Here is a 17,224-nt window from a genome sequence, read left to right as displayed (position 1 = left end):
ATTCATAAAGATAAGGCAAACTTAAAGCAAAGTAAACAAGCAAAAATATAAATTTATGGATAAATTATGCAAAAAATAGATCTAAAAAATCAAAGCATTTATAAGCTTTATTTTCGTTATTTTCTGCCCTCACTGTGTGCTATGCTAGCCCTTTCTACTTACAATATAGTAGATGGGATCTTCTTAGGTCAAAAGCTAGGAGAAGAAGCACTTAGTGCTGTTGGGATAGCCTGGCCTGTTTTTCCTGTGCTAATAGCCTATGAGCTTTTATTTAGCATAGGTGCAGCTAGCATAGCCTCTTATCATTTGGGGCGAGGCGAGGAGGAAAGGGCTAGGGAGGTATTTTCTACTGTTTTTTATTTTGCCCTTATAAGTGGGGTGCTTTTTGGGTTTGTTTTTTATGTGTATTGCGAGGAAATAGTGATCTTGCTCGGAGCAAGTGAAAAGATAGCCCCACTTAGTACTGAATTCTTAGAGGTCATCTTTTTAGGCTCTTTTATCATAGTCTTACACCCCCTGCTTGACATCTTTGCTATGAATGACAAAAGACCTACACTTGCTATGATAGCTATGATAGCAGGAGCTTGTAGCAATGTTATTTTAAACTATATCTTTATCTTTATCTTTGAGTGGGGGCTTTTTGGCTCAGGCCTTGCCACCATACTAGGACATAGCATAGGCTTTTTTATCTTACTAAGTCATTTTTTAAGAAAAAGAGGACAAATTTATTTCATCCTTGCCTTTAAATTCAAGGATCTTTTTAAATCCGCCCAAAACGGAGTAGCCCAGGCCTCAGCAGAGCTAAGTGCTAGCATAGTAATGCTAGTTGCAAATCACCTCTTGGTGTCTTTGGGAGGCGATAGGGCTGTGGCTATTTATAGTGTTATTATGTATTCAGGGATCATCTTTTTTACCGTCTTGCTTTCAGCTTCTCAGGCTATTCAGCCCATAGCTAGCTTTAATTTTGGAGCAAGAAGCTATGAGAGGCTTTTAACTGTGCTTAAATTTTCCCTTATTTTTGCCTTGGTTTTAGGCTTGATACTTTATGTTTTAACTGTTAGCTTTAATGAGTATTTGGTTATTTTATTTTTGAAAAAGGACGAGTTTGGAGGCTTTGATACTGTTTTTATGCAAGATGCCATAAATGCTATGGGAATTTATTTCATAGGCTATATAATTATGGGCTTTAATATGAGCCTTGCTAGCTTTTTTCAAAGCATTCAAAGACCACTTAGCTCTTTCATAATAACCCTTTCTTATACCCTCGTTTTTATGCTGATCTTCTTTGCTATCTTGCCTAAGTTTTATGAGATCAAAGGTATATGGCTAAGCTCACCTGCAGCTCAGTTTTTAAGCTTTCTTGTGGCTTTTTTGGTGCTTTTTTACGAGCTTAAAAGGGGGGCTTTGAAGAAGGATAAATGGCTTTGAATTTATATCTTCTTTGCTAGATTAGAGAGAGTTTCAAGCTCGAATTTAACTAAGTGGGTTGTAAATAGTAAGTGAGAGTAAAATGGCAAGTAAAATTCACGTAATATTTAAATTTATGCCTTCTTTGCTGGGTTTTAAATTTTAGCTTTAAGCTTGAATTTGGTTAATCAAAAGCAAGATTGCAAGTAAAATTCACGCAAAGGTTAAATTTATGCCTTTTGTGTTGAATTTATAATGGCTAGTGAGGGTTTGAATTTTACAAACTGTATGCTAAATGAAGTGCAAGTTTGCAAGTTAAATTCACGCAAGGCTTGAATTTAAATGCCATAAATTTGACAAGACAAAATACAGCTTAGATAAAGTGGATAAGGGAACTTCACACAAAATGTGAATTTTAATGATATAAATTTGACAAGGCAAGATAAAATACAGCTTAGACGAAACGACTAAGTTAAATTCACACAAAGTGCGAATTTTAAGACTATATAAATTACCGAAAACCGATGATAAAATTTCACACAAAGTGCAAATTAACTGTGAATTTAAGAAGACCAACCAAGAGGCTTTGGTTTTATTTGTTTTTAAATCAAAGTTAAACTTGCAAGAATTTTGACAAAAGCTGAGAAGGTATTTTGAGTGGATTTTTTGTGTTTTTGCCAAAAGCTTGCTAACAAACATAAAGCAAGGCTAGACACCGTAGCTTTTAGCACTTTCATTTTTCTAAGTTTTTTAAACAGTTACAAGGCTAAAACACAAAAGCCGACAAAACAGCAAACGCAAAAACTAAGGCTCATTTCTTATAATCAAGCTTTCAGGTAGCTTAAACTCAGTTATTAACTCCCTTTCCATCTGCCTCATTTGCCCCTGATCTTTTTCATGATCAAAGCCAAGCAAATGTAAAACACCGTGCAAGAAAAGCAAGGCAAATTCAGCCTCCTTGCTATGTCCTAGCCTTTTTGCCTCCTTACTTACTGCATCCTTGTTTATGACTATGCTTCCAAGTGGGATTTGCGGTAAGCTGTCTAGCATAGCCTTGTTTTTTATTTGTTTATCTTTTGCTTGCAAGGTTTTATCTTTAAGAGGATTTTGTGAGCTTAAACTTTTATCCTCTCTTAAAGACTTATGATCTAAATTCACAGTTTCTTCTAAATTCTCAAAGGGTTCTAAAATTTGTGAGTTTTGATGTAAACTTTTATCCTCTCTTAAAGCCTTGCTGGGTAAATTCACAGTTTCTTCTAAGCTCTCAAAGGGATCCAAAAGAGGAAAGGAAAGCACATCAGTTGTCTTATTTATCCCTCTTTGTTCTAAATTCAAAGCCCTCATCGCCTCCTCATCAAGCACTGTTAATTCTATGTCTTTATCCGTTAGCTTTGAGGCAATTTGTCTTGCTAAATTCAAAGCAAGCTCAAATTCTTTTAAATCTTGCTCACAAAGTATCATTTTTGTATCTTAAACTCAGCCACAAAGTCCTCGCAAAGGCTAAAGAAATTAACTCCGTCAATGGTTTTGTTATCCTTAAAAAACTCAAACATACCCCAAAATCCATTTTCAAGCTCCTTTGATTTAACCCCATAACTAATGCTAAGCCCAGCCTCCATAAATGCAGCTAATTTATCGCAGTGTTTTAAGGCCTTGCCGTCTATGGCTGCATCTTCATTTGTATTAAAAGCGCTTAAACTCCCACTGCAAAGCCCTGCTTGATTGTTACGAAAGGTTCTATTTTCAAACTCATTTTTCACAAAAACCCCATTTTGATCCTTGCGGATTCCTAAAAGATAGGCAAATTCAGCCCTAAAATCACCTGGCACAAGGGGCAAAATTCTATCATTTATAAGCTTCATCTCATAGTCGTTAATTAGGCTGTGAAGTCCTTCTACTCCATACTTCACAGGGCTTATTATGTCTCTTGTAAGGCTTTCTGGCAGATCGTGAAAAAGAGCGCAAAAGAAGTTATTTTCAAGCCTTTTATCGCAAGCTTTTATTTTAAGTGAGTAAAAATAGCTTAAAATTGCCACCACAAGCATATGCCCTAAGACCGCAGTTTCTGGTATGCGAGGGGTTTGAGCCCATCTTTTTTGAAAGCGAAGCCTTCCGCTTAGATCTATGATCTTAGCAAGTTTTTGATTAAGTGCGATTTTTCTAGCACCTATTAGCTCGTAATAATCTTCTAATTCCTCATCAACCTTGGCCTTAATCTCCTCAATATCAGCTAAGAAGGTGCTAGTTTGATAAACTATATTAAATTCCCATCTTGTCGCAAAATAAGAAGCTGCCTTTAAGATCAGCCTTTCTTTTGCAAGGTCTTTACCCTTTAAATAGCTTTCAAAACGAGTTAGAAATTCGCCCTCTTCTATGTTTTTACACATAAATTCAAGCTTACTTAAAACCCAAGCATTCACCTCGTCCTTTTTTTGTCTGAGAATTTCTCTATACACATCAGGGCGAATGTCAGTTATCACAACCCTACTTAAAAACTCAAAGATAGCACCCTCAATGAGAGCTTTCATATTTACATCTTTTTCCATCTTGGCTATGAAATAAGCTATGATAAATTTATGCGCTTGCTTGTCAAGTTCTACAAGCTCTGCCATCCTTGGATAATCATTCCATCGGCTTATACTAGCAGCTTTTAACATATGTTCTATGAGAGAAACAGTTATCATTTATCCCCTTTTTGTGAATTTAAGCTTAAATTTGCTTTATATTTAAACTGTGAAGTTAAGCTTAAATTTATTTTACATTTAAATATTATGTGGTTTTAAAGTCCACAAAAAAGTGGCTTAAAATTATACCTTAAAAAAAATTATATATTAAAACCAAGAGCAAGCCTAGTTTGCAGCATATAAAATTCTAATTTTATTATAGCCAACACGAAAAAGATCAATATCTTTTAAAAAGCTTATTTTAAGCATAAAGGCTAAATTCTAGCATAAAATTCTAAAGCCTTGCAAAGCAAACTAGTTTAAACCTTTCAAGCTCGTTTTACTTGGTCCAAATTCACAGCCCCTGCACAGCCTTTCTACAAACTCACCCCTTTCAAAGCCTCTTTTCATAGCCTGAGCCCTTGGTGTATTTAAGATCTCGTTTAATTCTTGTTTTAAGAGATTTCCAAGGGCTATTTCCCCTCTTGTATCCATACAGCAAGGCACAACCGTGCCATTACTTAAAATGCCTATTTGTTTTTTTAAACCGTGGCAGCTTTTTTTAAAAATATTGCTTTGCTTTGAATTTAAAGGCTTGTTGTGAGCATCTTTTAAAAAATCCTTGCTTGAATTTGCCCAAGAAAACCTCCTTGCTTGATGCAAGATGAGGCGGTTTGCAAGACGGTTTTTAACAGCAGATCTATTTATCTTAATCTTAAATCTATCTTCTAAAAGGCTATAAATAGGCTCGTTTTGAGATGAAAAGATAAGATCGGCTTTTAAATTCCAAAGCCTTAAATTCACAAAGCCTTGATTTTTGCTTTCTACATAGCTATGCAAAAAGGATAAAAGAGGATCAAAATAATCCCAAAATTTGATCCTTTTTTGATCCAAAAATGAGATCAAAGAAAAATTAATCTGTCTTAGATTCTTGCTTTTAAGCAACAAGGCTTGATTTTCCTTGCTCATATAAAAGCCACTTGTGGTAAGCTCTAAGGGCATTTTGTGTGCTTTTGCCACTTCGATAAATTCCGCTAAATTTGGCAAAATGAGTGGGTCGCCTAACAAATGAAAGGCGTAAATTCTGCTCTTTTTAGCAAGCTTTGAGGCTATGATCTTAAAATCATCAAGGCTCATAGCCCCCCTAACTCCCTTAACGCTAGGACAAAAGCTACATTTAAGCCCACAAAGATCGCTTAATTCTATATAAATCTTTTCAAAACACATCTGAATCCATAAAATTTTTTAAAGATAATTTTAGGCGATTGATACTTTTAGCTAAAATGACCTAGGATTTTTCCTAAGCCATTTTAACAAAATTTTATACAAATTTTCATTATTAACCTTGACATTATATCGAAATTCACTCTCCTTCAAATGAAGGTAGAAAAATTCCCTTGCCGTGAAACTGACTTAATCTAGCCTTTGTAAGGTCCTCAGAAATTCACAATTTCGTTGATATGATTTCGTCCGTTTGCAAACTCGTTTTTAGAGTGTTTTACCTTGTAATGTGCCTTTGCTCCTTCTCGCAGAGTTACGAGTGCGTAGCACGAAGTAAAAAATCCACCAAGGCACCGTAGGATTTTAGTCCATCGCTGTAAATCTCACTTTCTTCAAGCTCTGAAAAGTCCTTTATAATCGGTAATAGCTCTTTTGCAGAGCAAGTGTTTGAGCGTATAGACGCTAGCCTAGAGTTTTAGCATACCAAACACAGGCGTTTTGCGACCAGCCCCACGCCCACGCTTTCCACGCACACCACCGAAGTAGCTCTCACCCTCTTCGATTTCACCACTCATTTTAGATATTTTTTCGCACTCTTTTGCAATTAAAAGCTTGCTGCACTATCCTATTAACACAAGGGCGAGAAACCTTACACAAAACGGCGATTTTGCTTACACAAATATCAGCACAAAAGCACTCCAAAATTTGTCTAAATTTCCGCTTTCAAATATAGGGCAAAAATATATACTTGTTTAACATCGATTTTACCAAGCTTTCAGCCGTAATTATCTCAGCTAAAAGTATCAATCGCCTAATTTTAACACAGTTAAGAACTTCTAGTCTTAAAGTGCTTAAAAAAATTTGCTTGAATTTTGCCTCAATTTTAATGTTTTTTTAAAAGCTTTGTGTATTTTTTTGTAACCGTTTAAAAGCCTTGCTTGTTTTGTGGCATTTCTTGTGAAAAAAATTAGCTATTTCCACAAAAAAACTCTTCTAAGTCGCAATGCTTTGTTAAAGAATTCACCCCTTGCGTGAAGGTGAATTTTTTGCAATTTACATATTTATAGACAAGGAGTAGGGTTATCTTAATAAACAAGGAGTAGAGTTTTTCAAAGCCTATTTAAAATTTACCATTTGTAACAAAGGCAAAAAAACAAGGGCTAAAAATATCTTATTATTTGTAAATTTTTTAAGCCTCATAGTAAAATTTAGCTTAAGACAACTTAAGTGGTCGATTTCTTATTAAAGGATAAAAATGGACAAAGAACTCACAAGGGCTCAAAAAATTCGCTCCATCATAGCAGCAAGTAGTGGAAATTTAGTAGAATGGTTTGATTTTTACATTTATGCCTTTACGGCTGTGTATTTTGCACATAATTTTTCAAGCTCAGATAATCCAACCATCCAGCAAATTAGTGCCTTTGGGGTCTTTGCTGCGGGATTTTTTATGCGTCCTATTGGAAGCTGGGCCTTTGGTTCTTTGGCTGATAAAATAGGGCGAAAATCCTCAATGGTCTTTTCTGTGATCTTAATGGCTGTTGGTTCTTTTATGATAGCAGCCCTTCCTAGCAAGGAAAGCGTGGGGGATCTAGCCATTATCTTGCTTTTAATCGCAAGGCTCATTCAAGGACTAAGCGTTGGCGGAGAGTATGGCATAGCAGCGACTTATCTTTCCGAGCTTGCTACTGAGGGAAGAAGGGGCTTTTATTCCTCTTTTCAGTATGTAACCCTCATCGGAGGGCAGCTTTTGGCTGTGGCTAGCATTAGCATAATGCTTTTGTTTTTTAGCGAGCAGCAAATGAATGATTATGCTTGGAGGATACTCTTTGTTGTGGGTGGGCTTTTGGCTTTGGGGTCCTTATTTATTCGTTCTATTATGAGTGAGAGTGCTACCGAGCTTGACAAACACGAGGATAGGGGCAGTTTCAAAGCCCTTTTTAGCACATCTTGGAAACCTTTTTTAATCATCATAGGCATTACAGCAGGAGGCTCACTTACCTTTTACACCATCACAACCTACACAAAGACCTTTATGATAAACTCAGCTGGCTTTGACAAGACCCTATCAAACAACATAATGCTAGCAGCCCTTTTCCTACTAATGATCATGCAGCCCTTATTTGGCTTCATTGGCGATAAGATAGGGCATAAAAATTCCTTGCTAATCTACGCCCTCTTAGCCCTTGTTGGAATTTATCCTCTCTTTACTGTTTTAAAAACAAGTGCCAACACACCTCTACTTGCCTTTTTTTGCATACTAGCACTCTTTGTAATCTTAAGCTTTTATACCTCTGTGGCTGGAATTTTCAAAGCAAAGCTTTTTCCTGAGCATGTTAGAGCCTTAGGCACAGGGCTTTCTTATGCCATAGCAAATGCAGTTTTTGGGGGTTCTGCGCCTTATGTAGCCTTGCAGTTTAAAAATTACGGCTTTGAAAATAGCTTTTTTATATATGTGGCTTTGATGATGGTGCTTGTATTTTTTGTGGTTTTACTCTTGCCTAAGAAGGCCTTGCTGGATTAAATCCACAAGGCTAATTTTTAAATTTTAATCAAACTAAACCTTAAATTCATAAGCACAAAGCTAGTTTAAATTCAAAGCCTTAAATTCAAGGATTTAAATTTGGCTTTTTTCAAAAAATGTTGATTTGTCATTTTTAGCCTATGGGCGAAGAAGGCATTAAATTCAAGGTGTTTCTAAATTAGTTCATTCTTGACTTTGCTTAGTATGACAAGAATTCACATTTATTTTGTCATACTGAGGGAGTAAAACGACCGAAGTATCTCTATTTTAAATTTGAGATACTTCGCATTCGCTCAGTATGACAAGACATAAGTTGAGATACTTCGCATTCGCTCAGTCCGACAAATATTGTGTTATTTTGAGATACTTCGCTTTCTGCGAAAGCTCAGTATGACAAGAATTCACATTTATTTTGTCATACTGAGGGAGTAAAACGACCGAAGTATCTCTATTTTAAATTTGAGATACTTCGCATTCGCTCAGTATGACAAGACATAAGTTGAGATACTTCGCATTCGCTCAGTATGACAAGAAAAGTGTCAGTCCCACACAAATTTACTCACAAAAAAACATTTCAAAAAAGCCACAAAACCTTTCAGCTCACCAAAAAGCTAAGCTGAAAGCCACCAAGCCAAGTCCGACAAGGCAAAATTCAGCCCACCAAAAAGGCAAACTGAAAATTACCGAGCTCAGTCCGACAAGCACAAATTGAGATACTTCGCTACGCTCAAGTATTGCAAGCCCAAAAGCCTCAACTATTGCTTCAACTGAAGCAAGGTATTAAGCATCTGATCGCTTGTGGTTATGGTCTTTGAGTTTGCTTGATAGCCTCTTTGTATGACGATGAGGTTGGTTAAAGACAAACTCAAATCCGCATTTGAGGCTTCAAGGGCTGAGGTTTGAAAGGCTCCACGCCCTCCTGTTCCTGCTGTGCCTATGGTTAGCGAGCCTGAGTTTGAGCTAAGTCTGTAAAGATTGCTTCCCACATCTTCAAGTCCTGAGTCGTTTGTTACATTACCCATAGCGATCTTGCCTAGAAAGAGATTTATACCATTAGTAAATGAGCCTATGATATTTCCTTCTTGATCAACTCTTGTGTTTTCCATACCCTGTCTTAAAACCCCCGGAGGATAGCCGTCTGTATCTTGTTTGGCAAGGGCTGAGGTTTGATCATTACTTACAAGTCCGTTAAAGGCTCCACCTGCTCCTAAATTCAAGCTTACTACTTGATTTGGTGCTGAGCCGTTGTTACCACTGAAAGTAAAGGTTGTTGGATCATATGAGATCAAAGAGCCATCATTGCCAAAGCGAACAGAGCCTACGACTATGTTGTTTCTGCCAGATCCTGTTACATTGAAGGTTGCGGGCTCATCAAGGCGAAGTATCATTTGCCATTCATTACCCCCATCCACTGTGGTATTATGCTTGGTCCATTGCACCCTTAAAAGATGCTTTGTGCCAAGGGAGTCATACATTTGCAAGGAGGTTGAAAAAGAACTTAAAGCTATCCTAGATGAGCTTTTTGTCTGAGTTCCAGCGGCTAGGGTGCCTTGCCAGGCACGAAAGAGTTGGGCTAGGGCATTGTTAGAGTTTACAAGTCCTGCATCATCTTTGTAGGTAGTGATCTGATAAGCCATATCCCTTGCTTGTATGCCATCAAGATTGGTAGCTTGATTACCAGGATTATAAATGCCTGTAAAGATTTGTCCTGCACCTCCACCTGGGTTTGCGTTTATGATGGCATCTCGAACTGTGTTAAGATTGCTTTGCTCATTTACATTAGTCCATACATACCGTCCTGTGCTATCTACTGTTAAGGTAGCCTTTTCATTTAGATCATCTCCTATACGAAAGCGTCCGTCTCCATTGTAATCAACCCCATACCTAGCATCCCTTTGTATAAGCTCTCTTAGATCCTCAGTGGAGTGAAATCTTCTTGCTAGGGTTCCTGTGGTAGTAAGCAGATCCCCATTTAGCACCTCTACATAGTACTGTGAGGCTGGATCTGTGAAGGTATTTGAGCCTGCGTCAAAGTTTCCATTAAAAAGAGGACCTCCGTCTGGATTTATAATGGGTCTTATATCTACCGTGCTTGAGGTGTAGGTGTATTTGTGAGCTGTGATTACTTGGATCTGATTAGCACCTTGATTTCCTTGGCCGGCCGGTGGATCTGCTATTAGCCAGGTATCAGGTGCTGCTACTCTTGATTGGGTGTAGGTTCTATTACCTTGCTGTGGCACAGCTGAAATTTGCCAGCTTTCACCTGCTGTGTTTGCAGGTTGCACTAACAAGTTGATATTTTTCATATTATCAACCTCTCCGTTTGCGTTTGTATTTACAAACTCAATTCCCGATCCATCTATCTTTCTTTGAGCCCTAACCCCTGTGCCAGCCCTTGTGCCGTTAGCTGTGGTGAATTCATTGATGTAGGTGATGGCTGCATCAAGGCTTCTTATGTTATCATTTTGTATGGCTACTCCGTTTAGGGTGATGTCAAGTCTAACTGTTTGATTGGCATCCCCCCAAAAGACAACCCCGTTTCCAGCTCCTGCTGCACCTTGTTCGATTATGTTGTTAGGATCATAAACGGCGTGTCCTCCTGTGTTGGTTACAAATTCAGTGTCTTTGAAGCTTACCCAAAAGCCTTGATTTTCTCTTAAGTTTAAGCTCTCATAGCTACTGGTATTATAAACAGCAGCAAAGTCAATACCCTTTTCTGTTACATCAAGGGCATTGTTTGAGTTGGTGTAAAACTCGGTGTTTCCTTGGTCGTTTTCATCGTTTGGCTGACCTGTATCTACTCTGTAACCGTGCACTGAGTCAAGGGTGTAGATAAAGCGACTTGTTTCTTGGGAGATTCTTCTTCCGCTATTTAGGGTGGCTGTGAGTGAGATCTCTGAGCTTGGATTTGCTGGTAAGCTCATAGCAGGATCCCAGCTTAAATTCCCAGCAGGTAAGGCTGTATCAATGATGCCAGTAACCGCATCTCTTAACCAGCCTTGCACCACATAGCCTGAGTTATTGACGAAATTTCCAGCTGCGTCAAGATTAAAGGCTCCGTCTCTTGTGAGATACTGGGTGTTTCCTCCATCAGGGCTTACTAGAAAAAAGCCATTTCCACTAATGGCTATGTCGTAATTTCTGTCTGTCCTTGAGACATTGCCTTGAGAGTGAACTCGCATTGTGGAGTTAGCATTCACGCCCAGTCCTATTTGCATAGGGTTTTGTCCGCCAAGTCCTGTGGTGGTAGGCTGGGTGGCAATAGCCATAGTTTGAGAAAACATAGAGGCGTAGTTTACGCGAGAGTATTTAAAGCCTGAGGTATTAACATTGGCTATGTTGTTACCCTCGACATCCATACCGATTTGGTGCATTCTGAGTCCGGACACGCCAGACCAAAGAGATCTCATCATGTTAAATCCTTTATAAAATATTGTTTGATGGATATAAGCAAGAATTGTTCCAAAGTTAAGTTTGAATTTGCCTTGTGAAGTTAAGCTTTTAAATGTAAATTTGTTTGAAAACACAAAATGCTTGTGTGAATTTACATTTTTGAATTTAAGTTTTTGAATGTGAATTTTTTGAAAACACAAAATGTTTGTGTGAATTTAAAGTTTTGAATTTAAGCTTTTTTTAAAACGCTTTGTGAATTTTAAGCTTTTGAATTTAGGTTTGTTGAGTTTTTAAAATGCAAGTTGAAGTGAGAATTTTTGTGAAACTTGCCTTGTGAATTTTAGGCTTTTGAATTTAGGGTTGTTTGAAAAGTTATTGTGTGAATTTAAATTTTTAAATGTAAATTTTTTTGAAAACACAAAATGTTTGTGTGAATTTACATTTTTGAATTTAAGTTTTTTTAAAACGCTTTGTGATTTTTAGGCTTTTAAATTTAGGTTTGTTGAGTTTTTAAAATGCAAGTTGAAGTGAGAATTTTTGTGAAACTTGCCTTGTGAATTTAATAAATTCATGCAAATTTAAAATCACTTACACCGTAAATTCTTAATAAATTCACAGTGAATTAAAGCTACTCCTTTCCATCAAGTATGGGCACAAAGACGCACTCATCAAGCACTTCTTTGCGAATGCCTTTTGGGGTTTTCATAAATTTGGTTATATACTGTTTGTTATTTTCTAGCATAGGAGCTACTAGGATGCCATTTTCACTTAGCTGATCAAATAAGCCCTCAGGAACGGTCTTAGCATAGGCTGAAAATAAGATCCTATCATAGGGAGCATATCTAGCCCAGCCAAGCTGTCCGTCTGCGTGAAGGACGAAGATATTGTTTAATTCTAAGTCTTTAAAGGCTTTTTTGGCACTATTTGCTAGTTTTTCTATGCGTTCTATGGTAAAAACCCGCCTAATTACCTTGCTTAAAATGGCAGCTTGATACCCACTGCCACAGCCTATTTCTAAGACATTATCAGCCAATTCAAAGTCAAGTGCCATAGTCATCTTAGCCACAGTTAAAGGAGAGCTAAGCCACTGATAAGCCATAGGCAAGGCATTAAGATCATAAGCATGTGCTTTTAAAGGAGAAAAAAGCTCTCTGGGAATAGAGCAAAATGCCTTAAATAAGCTCTCATTGATGGGGAATTTGGCTGAGATCTCCTCTGCCATATTTTTACACTTTCTTTGTTCTATTTGATCTAAAAAATTCACTGTTTAGCCTTTTTAAGAAGGGTTCTTTTGAGTTTTTGAAGTTTTGGGGATAAATAAAGCTTGTAAGAACTTGGTCTTTTTATGCTTTTAAGCTTCTCATCAAAGAGATCAAGTTGGGCCTGGGCGTAATCTTTACTCTCTTGCAAGCTTGGCAGCTTATAAACCAGCCTTCCTTTTTCAAAGATGGGAACTAAGAGCTCTTTAACTGTGAATTTATCATCACTTACTACCTCATCAAACAAGCAAAGCTTGTCATACACAGCCTTTTTGCCATCAAAAAAGCGGTAAAGTCTTTTGTAGTGAGGATTTGAGATCTTATTGATGGTGTCGCTTATTTTGATCTTAGGGATTAAAAGTTTGCCATCTTCTACAGCCACAAGCTTATAAACACAGCCTAAAACAGGTGAGCTTTTAGCCGTAATAAGCCTTTCTCCCACTCCAAAGATGTCAATCTTTGCCCCACTTTTCAAAAGCCTTGAAATTTCAAACTCATCAAGTCCCCCACTGGCTATGATCTTGCAGTTAAAAAGCCCCTCTTTGTCAAGTTCCTTTCTAGCAAATTTAGAAAGCTTGGCTAGATCGCCTGAATCAATTCTAATGCCAAAGTCATAAATCCCCCTTGGAACAAGCACCTGCTTGAAAGCCTTTATGGCATTTTTAATGCCTCTTTTAGCATCATAGGTATCTACAAGCAAGATAGTATTGTGCGGATAAAGCTCACAGTATCTAACAAAGGCTTCTAGCTCGTCATCAAAGATCTGAACCCAAGAATGAGCCATGGTGCCTACTGAATTTATGCCAAAAAGCTTTTCAACCAAGGCGCAAGCTGAGCTAGAAGATGAGCCTATGAAGGCTGCCCTTGCTCCGTTAAGTGCTGCGTCTATGCCCTGGGCTCTTCTTGAGCCAAATTCAAGCACGGATCTAGAATTTGCAGCCCTAACTATGCGAGAAGCCTTTGTGGCTATGAGGCTTTGATGATTTAGGGTAAGTAGGATAAAGGTTTCAAGTAATTGAGCTTGAGGAGCACTTGCTCTAACCACCAACATAGGCTCATTTGCAAAGACTATCTCTCCTTCTTTGACAGCAAAAATATCCCCATCAAAATGAAAATTTTTCAAATAGCTCAAAAACTCCTCATCAAAAAGCTTTTTTGAGCGCAAAAATTCAAGATCGCTCTCATCAAAATGCAAATTCTCAACAAAGTCAATGATTTGCTCCAAGCCAGCCGCTATCACAAAGCCTCCCTTATCAGGTACCTCGCGAAAAAAGACCTCAAAATAGCAAATCTTATCCTTCCAGCCATTTTTTAAGTAGCCATAACTCATAGTAAACTCGTAAAGATCGCAAAGTAGGCTTAGATTTTGTTTCATTTATTTACTCCCAATTTGGATGAATTTAAGCTTAGTTTTTGTGAATTTTGAAATTTAATTCTTGGAAACTTTGAATTTTTAAATTTAATGCTTAGATCTTGTGAATTTTTTGGCTTAAGATCTGCAAAGCTTGAATTTTTAATAGCTTTAAAAAAATAATGCTTTTTGAAAAAAGTTTTACTGGCAAGGGTTTTTGAATTTCTTAGCTTACAAGGTAAAAGAGGCATAATTCTTGCCTTTAAGGCTAGAAAGTTTGCCGTGAATTTAAGAAAAAATTCAGCCCTTAAAAAGAAAGCCTTGTTTTGAATTAGTGTGGCTTGTAGATTCTTTTTTAAACTTGCAAGAATGCAAGATAAGAGAAACAAAAAGCTCATTTTATATAAGCGTCTTTGCAAGGACTTGCTTGAAATTCTAAGCAAAGAAAAATTCACAAAAGACAGTATTTTTCTTTTAAGAAAAAAACTTAAAAAATCTTTAAAAATCATCAAAGCTAATGCTCCCTTTTGAGTAGTTTGTAACCTTGCCCTCAAAGAAATTACTCTTTTGATCGTTGAATTTAGCAAAATCATCGACCCATTTTATGGGATGCTTTGCATTGTAAATTCTAGAAAGATTAATGGCAACTAGCCTTTGATCTATGAGATAGTGGATGTATTCTTCTATAATCTCATCTGTAAAACCCATGATCTGATTTTGAGTGATATACTTGCCCCATTTAATCTCAAGCTCACCAGCCTTTTTAAACATATCATAAATTTTATCTATGTTTTCTTCGTTGAAAAGATCAGGCCTTTCCTTGCGTGTGGAGTTTATCATATTTTGAAACAAAAGTAGATGAGTTATCTCATCTCTTTGGATAAATCTTATCATTTGAGCAGAACCTAGCATCTTGCCAGCCCTTGCAAGGGCATAAATAGCAGTAAAGCCGCTGTAAAAATAAATGCCTTCTAAGATCTGATTTGCCACCATAGCAAGTAAGAGCTTGTTATCATCCACATCCCCAGCCAAATCCTCATAAATGCTTGAAATGAAGTCATTTTTTTCACGCAAGGTAGAATCGTGTTTTTCCATCTCATAGATAAGATCGGTATTTTCACAAATGGCCTCAACCATCACAGCATAGGACTTTGAATGATTTGCCTCCTCGTAGGCTTGACGGGTTAAGACAGCGTTAATCTCAGGTGCTGTTATGTAGGGGTTTATGTTGTCTGCTAGGTTATTTGTTTGAAAGCTATCCATTGAGATAAGCTGAGACCAAACCAAATCGTACATTCTTTTTTCAGCCTTGGTTAAATTCGTGCGGTAATCTAGGGCATCTCTGGTGGTATCAACCTCCTTTGGAAACCAAGTGTTTGCTTCCATTATGTCCCAAAGCTTTAAGGCCCAGACATACTTAGCCTTGGTGAAATTTAAGATGCCGTGGGGATTTCCATTGAAGACCTGTCTTTGGCTTAAAGTTTCTTCTGAGTTTGGATTATAAATTCTTTTTTTTTGCATACTAAACCTTTCTAACTATGCAGGTTTGACTAAGTAGATCGTGCAAGGTCAAACCGTCTTTTCTCAAAAAGCTCATCAAAAGCCCAAAAAGCAAGGACGAGCCTAACAAAAATACTATATATCTTAGCATTATCCTAAAAAAATTTGCCTTTTTGCCTGTCTTTCTTTCAATTAAATAAAGCTCGTAAGCTCTAAGACCCGGACTTTGAGCCTTTATGCTTAAAAAAAGCCCTTGAGTTAGACCAAAAAAAGCACAGCAAATAAAGATCGCAATCTGATTAGCCAAAAAGGCTTCTTTTGAACCAAGTATAAAATACCAAAGGTATAAAATAGGCACATAAATCAAGAAAAGATCAATCAAAAAAGCCTTTGCTCTTTCAAAACGAGAGGCTAATCTTGCCCTTTGTTTTGGTTTATTTTCAGTTTTGTCTTCCATGTAATTTCCATTAAATTTTACTTTAATTTTTCTTATTTCTTGCTAAAATAAGGATAAATCATACAAAATTTGTTTATTTTAGGACGGTTTATTGGCTTAAATTTGCCACTAAGCTTGTTTAATTTGACAAAAAAACTTAACTCGCTGACTAAGACAAAGAATTTTTTGATGATAATTTTTTCTTACTCTTGCTTATTTTTAGAACCTTAAAGCGTTGAATTTTTTTGCACTAAGTATCTCAAAACAAAGTTTTTCCTACAAAGCTTAACTCCTTTATGAAACGAAGTTTCTTTGTCAAACGAAATTTCTTAGATAAAGCCTAGCTTCTTTATAAAATGAAGTGTTTTTATCAAATGAATTTTCTCGGACAAAGCCTAGTTGCGTTAGAAAACGAAGTTTTTTCTGCAAAGCTTAGCTATTTTGACAAAAAGCTTCTTTGATAAAACAGAGTTTCTACTGCAAAATAAGCTTTTATAGCAAGATGACAAGCTTATGTCTTTACACACAAGAAATAATATCGCCTTATCTAATAAATTTCAAGGCTTGTAAATGCTAGGCTAATTTCCTCTACTTCCTGGCTTTATGGCAACTGATCCTTGCTTACACAAAGGACAGTTGCTAGGCTCATAAATTTCAAAGTCGAAATTTCCAAGGGCAAAAAGTGGCAGATCGCTTGGCAACTTAGCATTTGGCTTTGGGCTTGTTTTTAAATTACTAACCCCACAAAAGCCACGGTTTGCCAAGGCTGCAAAGCCAACTATAACGCCTCCAAGCTGCTCTAAGACAAGAGCACTTTCAAGCGCTGAGCCTCCTGTGGTGATTATATCCTCGCAAATGATGAATTTCTCGCCCTTTTTCACCTCAAAGCCTCTGCGAAGACTCATAAGCGAATTCACTCTTTCTGTAAAGATAAATCTTTTCTCGCAAGCACGGGCAAGCTCATAGCCTGCAAGTATGCCACCAAGAGCAGGCGAGCAAATGGCATCAAAATCAAGGGCTGTTCTTTCAATGATGAGTGCTAATTCCTTGCAAAGTCTTTGTGCTACAAGAGGACTTTCAAGCACCCTAGCGCTTTGAAGATAAAAATTTGAATGCTTGCCTGAGCTTAATAAAAAATGCCCCTGCAACAGTGCCTTATTTTCTTTATAAATGGTTTCTAAATTCACGCTAGTTCCTTGAAAAAATTTGCTAACTTTTTATAAAATTCAAAGGAGCTTATGAATTTTATAAAAATTCAAAGCCTTTGTTTAAATTTAACAGCATTTATGTCTTTTATTTACAGAGTTTAAAAAAACTCATAAAAGATAAATTTTGGCTCAAGATACTCTAATAGGATTTTCTCTTATCAATTTCAGCAAATTTTGATGAGAATTTTGTCCTAAATTTTTCGTCTTAATTTTGTTTTTTTTAAATGAAACACAAAATTTTCTTTTTTTATGCCCCTAAATTTAG

Annotated in this window: 13 protein-coding genes and 1 pseudogene; 2 read left to right on the top strand and 12 right to left on the bottom strand. The window is 36.9% G+C overall.

What is annotated here, in order from left to right:
- Positions 1-66: 66 nt before the first annotated feature.
- Positions 67-1,428: an MATE family efflux transporter gene (locus tag DMC01_RS04395; RefSeq protein ID WP_142693080.1), complete on the top strand. Its 1,362-nt coding sequence runs from the start codon at positions 67-69 to the stop codon at positions 1,426-1,428.
- Between the two features lie 300 nt (positions 1,429-1,728).
- Here the strand turns inward: DMC01_RS04395 and DMC01_RS04390 are convergent, their stop codons facing one another.
- From DMC01_RS04390 to DMC01_RS14875, 5 genes and pseudogenes are all read right to left on the bottom strand, one after another.
- Entirely contained in the window at positions 1,729-2,106 is a 378-nt protein-coding gene (locus DMC01_RS04390; RefSeq protein WP_142693079.1) for a hypothetical protein, read from the bottom strand.
- 105 nt (positions 2,107-2,211) lie between these two features.
- Complete coding sequence (gene ybeY, locus DMC01_RS04385; RefSeq protein WP_142693078.1) at positions 2,212-2,868, bottom strand: rRNA maturation RNase YbeY; 657 nt, start codon at positions 2,866-2,868, stop codon at positions 2,212-2,214.
- A complete protein-coding gene (locus DMC01_RS04380; RefSeq protein ID WP_142693077.1) occupies positions 2,865-4,091 on the bottom strand; it encodes an HD domain-containing protein in 1,227 nt (408 codons plus the stop codon). The genes ybeY and DMC01_RS04380 overlap by 4 nt, the downstream gene beginning before the upstream one ends.
- Before the next feature lie 294 nt (positions 4,092-4,385).
- Entirely contained in the window at positions 4,386-5,297 is a 912-nt protein-coding gene (locus tag DMC01_RS04375) for a radical SAM/SPASM domain-containing protein (RefSeq protein WP_142693076.1), read from the bottom strand.
- Between the two features lie 51 nt (positions 5,298-5,348).
- Positions 5,349-6,062: pseudogene (locus DMC01_RS14875) on the bottom strand (IS1595 family transposase).
- 484 nt (positions 6,063-6,546) lie between these two features.
- On the opposite strand from DMC01_RS14875, the gene DMC01_RS04365 reads away from it, so the two are divergent.
- On the top strand, positions 6,547-7,812 hold the full coding sequence (locus DMC01_RS04365; protein WP_142693075.1) for an MFS transporter: 1,266 nt from the start codon (positions 6,547-6,549) through the stop codon (positions 7,810-7,812).
- A gap of 755 nt (positions 7,813-8,567) precedes the next feature.
- On the opposite strand, the gene flgE is transcribed toward DMC01_RS04365, so the two are convergent.
- The 7 genes from flgE to pyrE all read right to left on the bottom strand — a co-directional run bounded on the left by flgE (position 8,568) and on the right by pyrE (position 16,938).
- Entirely contained in the window at positions 8,568-11,225 is a 2,658-nt protein-coding gene (gene flgE / locus DMC01_RS04360) for a flagellar hook protein FlgE (protein ID WP_142693074.1), read from the bottom strand.
- A gap of 608 nt (positions 11,226-11,833) precedes the next feature.
- On the bottom strand, positions 11,834-12,469 hold the full coding sequence (locus tag DMC01_RS04355; RefSeq protein WP_282432249.1) for a protein-L-isoaspartate(D-aspartate) O-methyltransferase: 636 nt from the start codon (positions 12,467-12,469) through the stop codon (positions 11,834-11,836).
- Positions 12,466-13,839, bottom strand: a complete 1,374-nt coding sequence (locus DMC01_RS04350; protein ID WP_142693073.1) for a nicotinate phosphoribosyltransferase — start codon at positions 13,837-13,839, stop codon at positions 12,466-12,468. The genes DMC01_RS04355 and DMC01_RS04350 overlap by 4 nt, the downstream gene beginning before the upstream one ends.
- Positions 13,836-14,324, bottom strand: a complete 489-nt coding sequence (locus DMC01_RS04345) for a hypothetical protein (protein WP_142693072.1) — start codon at positions 14,322-14,324, stop codon at positions 13,836-13,838. Before DMC01_RS04345 ends, DMC01_RS04350 begins: the two co-directional genes overlap by 4 nt.
- Positions 14,314-15,336, bottom strand: coding sequence for a ribonucleotide-diphosphate reductase subunit beta (locus tag DMC01_RS04340; protein WP_142693071.1), 1,023 nt, complete (start codon positions 15,334-15,336; stop codon positions 14,314-14,316). The genes DMC01_RS04345 and DMC01_RS04340 overlap by 11 nt, the downstream gene beginning before the upstream one ends.
- A gap of 1 nt (position 15,337) precedes the next feature.
- A complete protein-coding gene (locus tag DMC01_RS04335) occupies positions 15,338-15,772 on the bottom strand; it encodes an RDD family protein (protein WP_142693070.1) in 435 nt (144 codons plus the stop codon).
- A 557-nt stretch (positions 15,773-16,329) separates the two neighbouring features.
- A complete protein-coding gene (pyrE, locus tag DMC01_RS04330) occupies positions 16,330-16,938 on the bottom strand; it encodes an orotate phosphoribosyltransferase (protein ID WP_142693069.1) in 609 nt (202 codons plus the stop codon).
- Positions 16,939-17,224 lie beyond the last annotated feature (286 nt).

Source organism: Campylobacter troglodytis (assembly GCF_006864425.1).
GTDB classification, from domain to species: domain Bacteria; phylum Campylobacterota; class Campylobacteria; order Campylobacterales; family Campylobacteraceae; genus Campylobacter_D; species Campylobacter_D troglodytis.
Note: the sequence above shows the minus strand (reverse complement) of the source record. Positions and strands in the feature narration are given on the sequence as shown.

What these genes read in the sequence shown, in the direction of transcription:
- DMC01_RS04395 (WP_142693080.1), top strand. Translation starts at nt 67, where the DNA reads ATGCAAAAAATAGATCTAAAAAATCAAAGCATTTATAAGCTTTATTTT.
- DMC01_RS04390 (WP_142693079.1), bottom strand. Translation starts at nt 2,106, where the DNA reads ATGTTTGTTAGCAAGCTTTTGGCAAAAACACAAAAAATCCACTCAAAA.
- ybeY (WP_142693078.1), bottom strand. Translation starts at nt 2,868, where the DNA reads ATGATACTTTGTGAGCAAGATTTAAAAGAATTTGAGCTTGCTTTGAAT.
- DMC01_RS04380 (WP_142693077.1), bottom strand. Translation starts at nt 4,091, where the DNA reads ATGATAACTGTTTCTCTCATAGAACATATGTTAAAAGCTGCTAGTATA.
- DMC01_RS04375 (WP_142693076.1), bottom strand. Translation starts at nt 5,297, where the DNA reads ATGTGTTTTGAAAAGATTTATATAGAATTAAGCGATCTTTGTGGGCTT.
- DMC01_RS04365 (WP_142693075.1), top strand. Translation starts at nt 6,547, where the DNA reads ATGGACAAAGAACTCACAAGGGCTCAAAAAATTCGCTCCATCATAGCA.
- flgE (WP_142693074.1), bottom strand. Translation starts at nt 11,225, where the DNA reads ATGATGAGATCTCTTTGGTCTGGCGTGTCCGGACTCAGAATGCACCAA.
- DMC01_RS04350 (WP_142693073.1), bottom strand. Translation starts at nt 13,839, where the DNA reads ATGAAACAAAATCTAAGCCTACTTTGCGATCTTTACGAGTTTACTATG.
- DMC01_RS04345 (WP_142693072.1), bottom strand. Translation starts at nt 14,324, where the DNA reads ATGATTTTTAAAGATTTTTTAAGTTTTTTTCTTAAAAGAAAAATACTG.
- DMC01_RS04340 (WP_142693071.1), bottom strand. Translation starts at nt 15,336, where the DNA reads ATGCAAAAAAAAAGAATTTATAATCCAAACTCAGAAGAAACTTTAAGC.
- DMC01_RS04335 (WP_142693070.1), bottom strand. Translation starts at nt 15,772, where the DNA reads ATGGAAGACAAAACTGAAAATAAACCAAAACAAAGGGCAAGATTAGCC.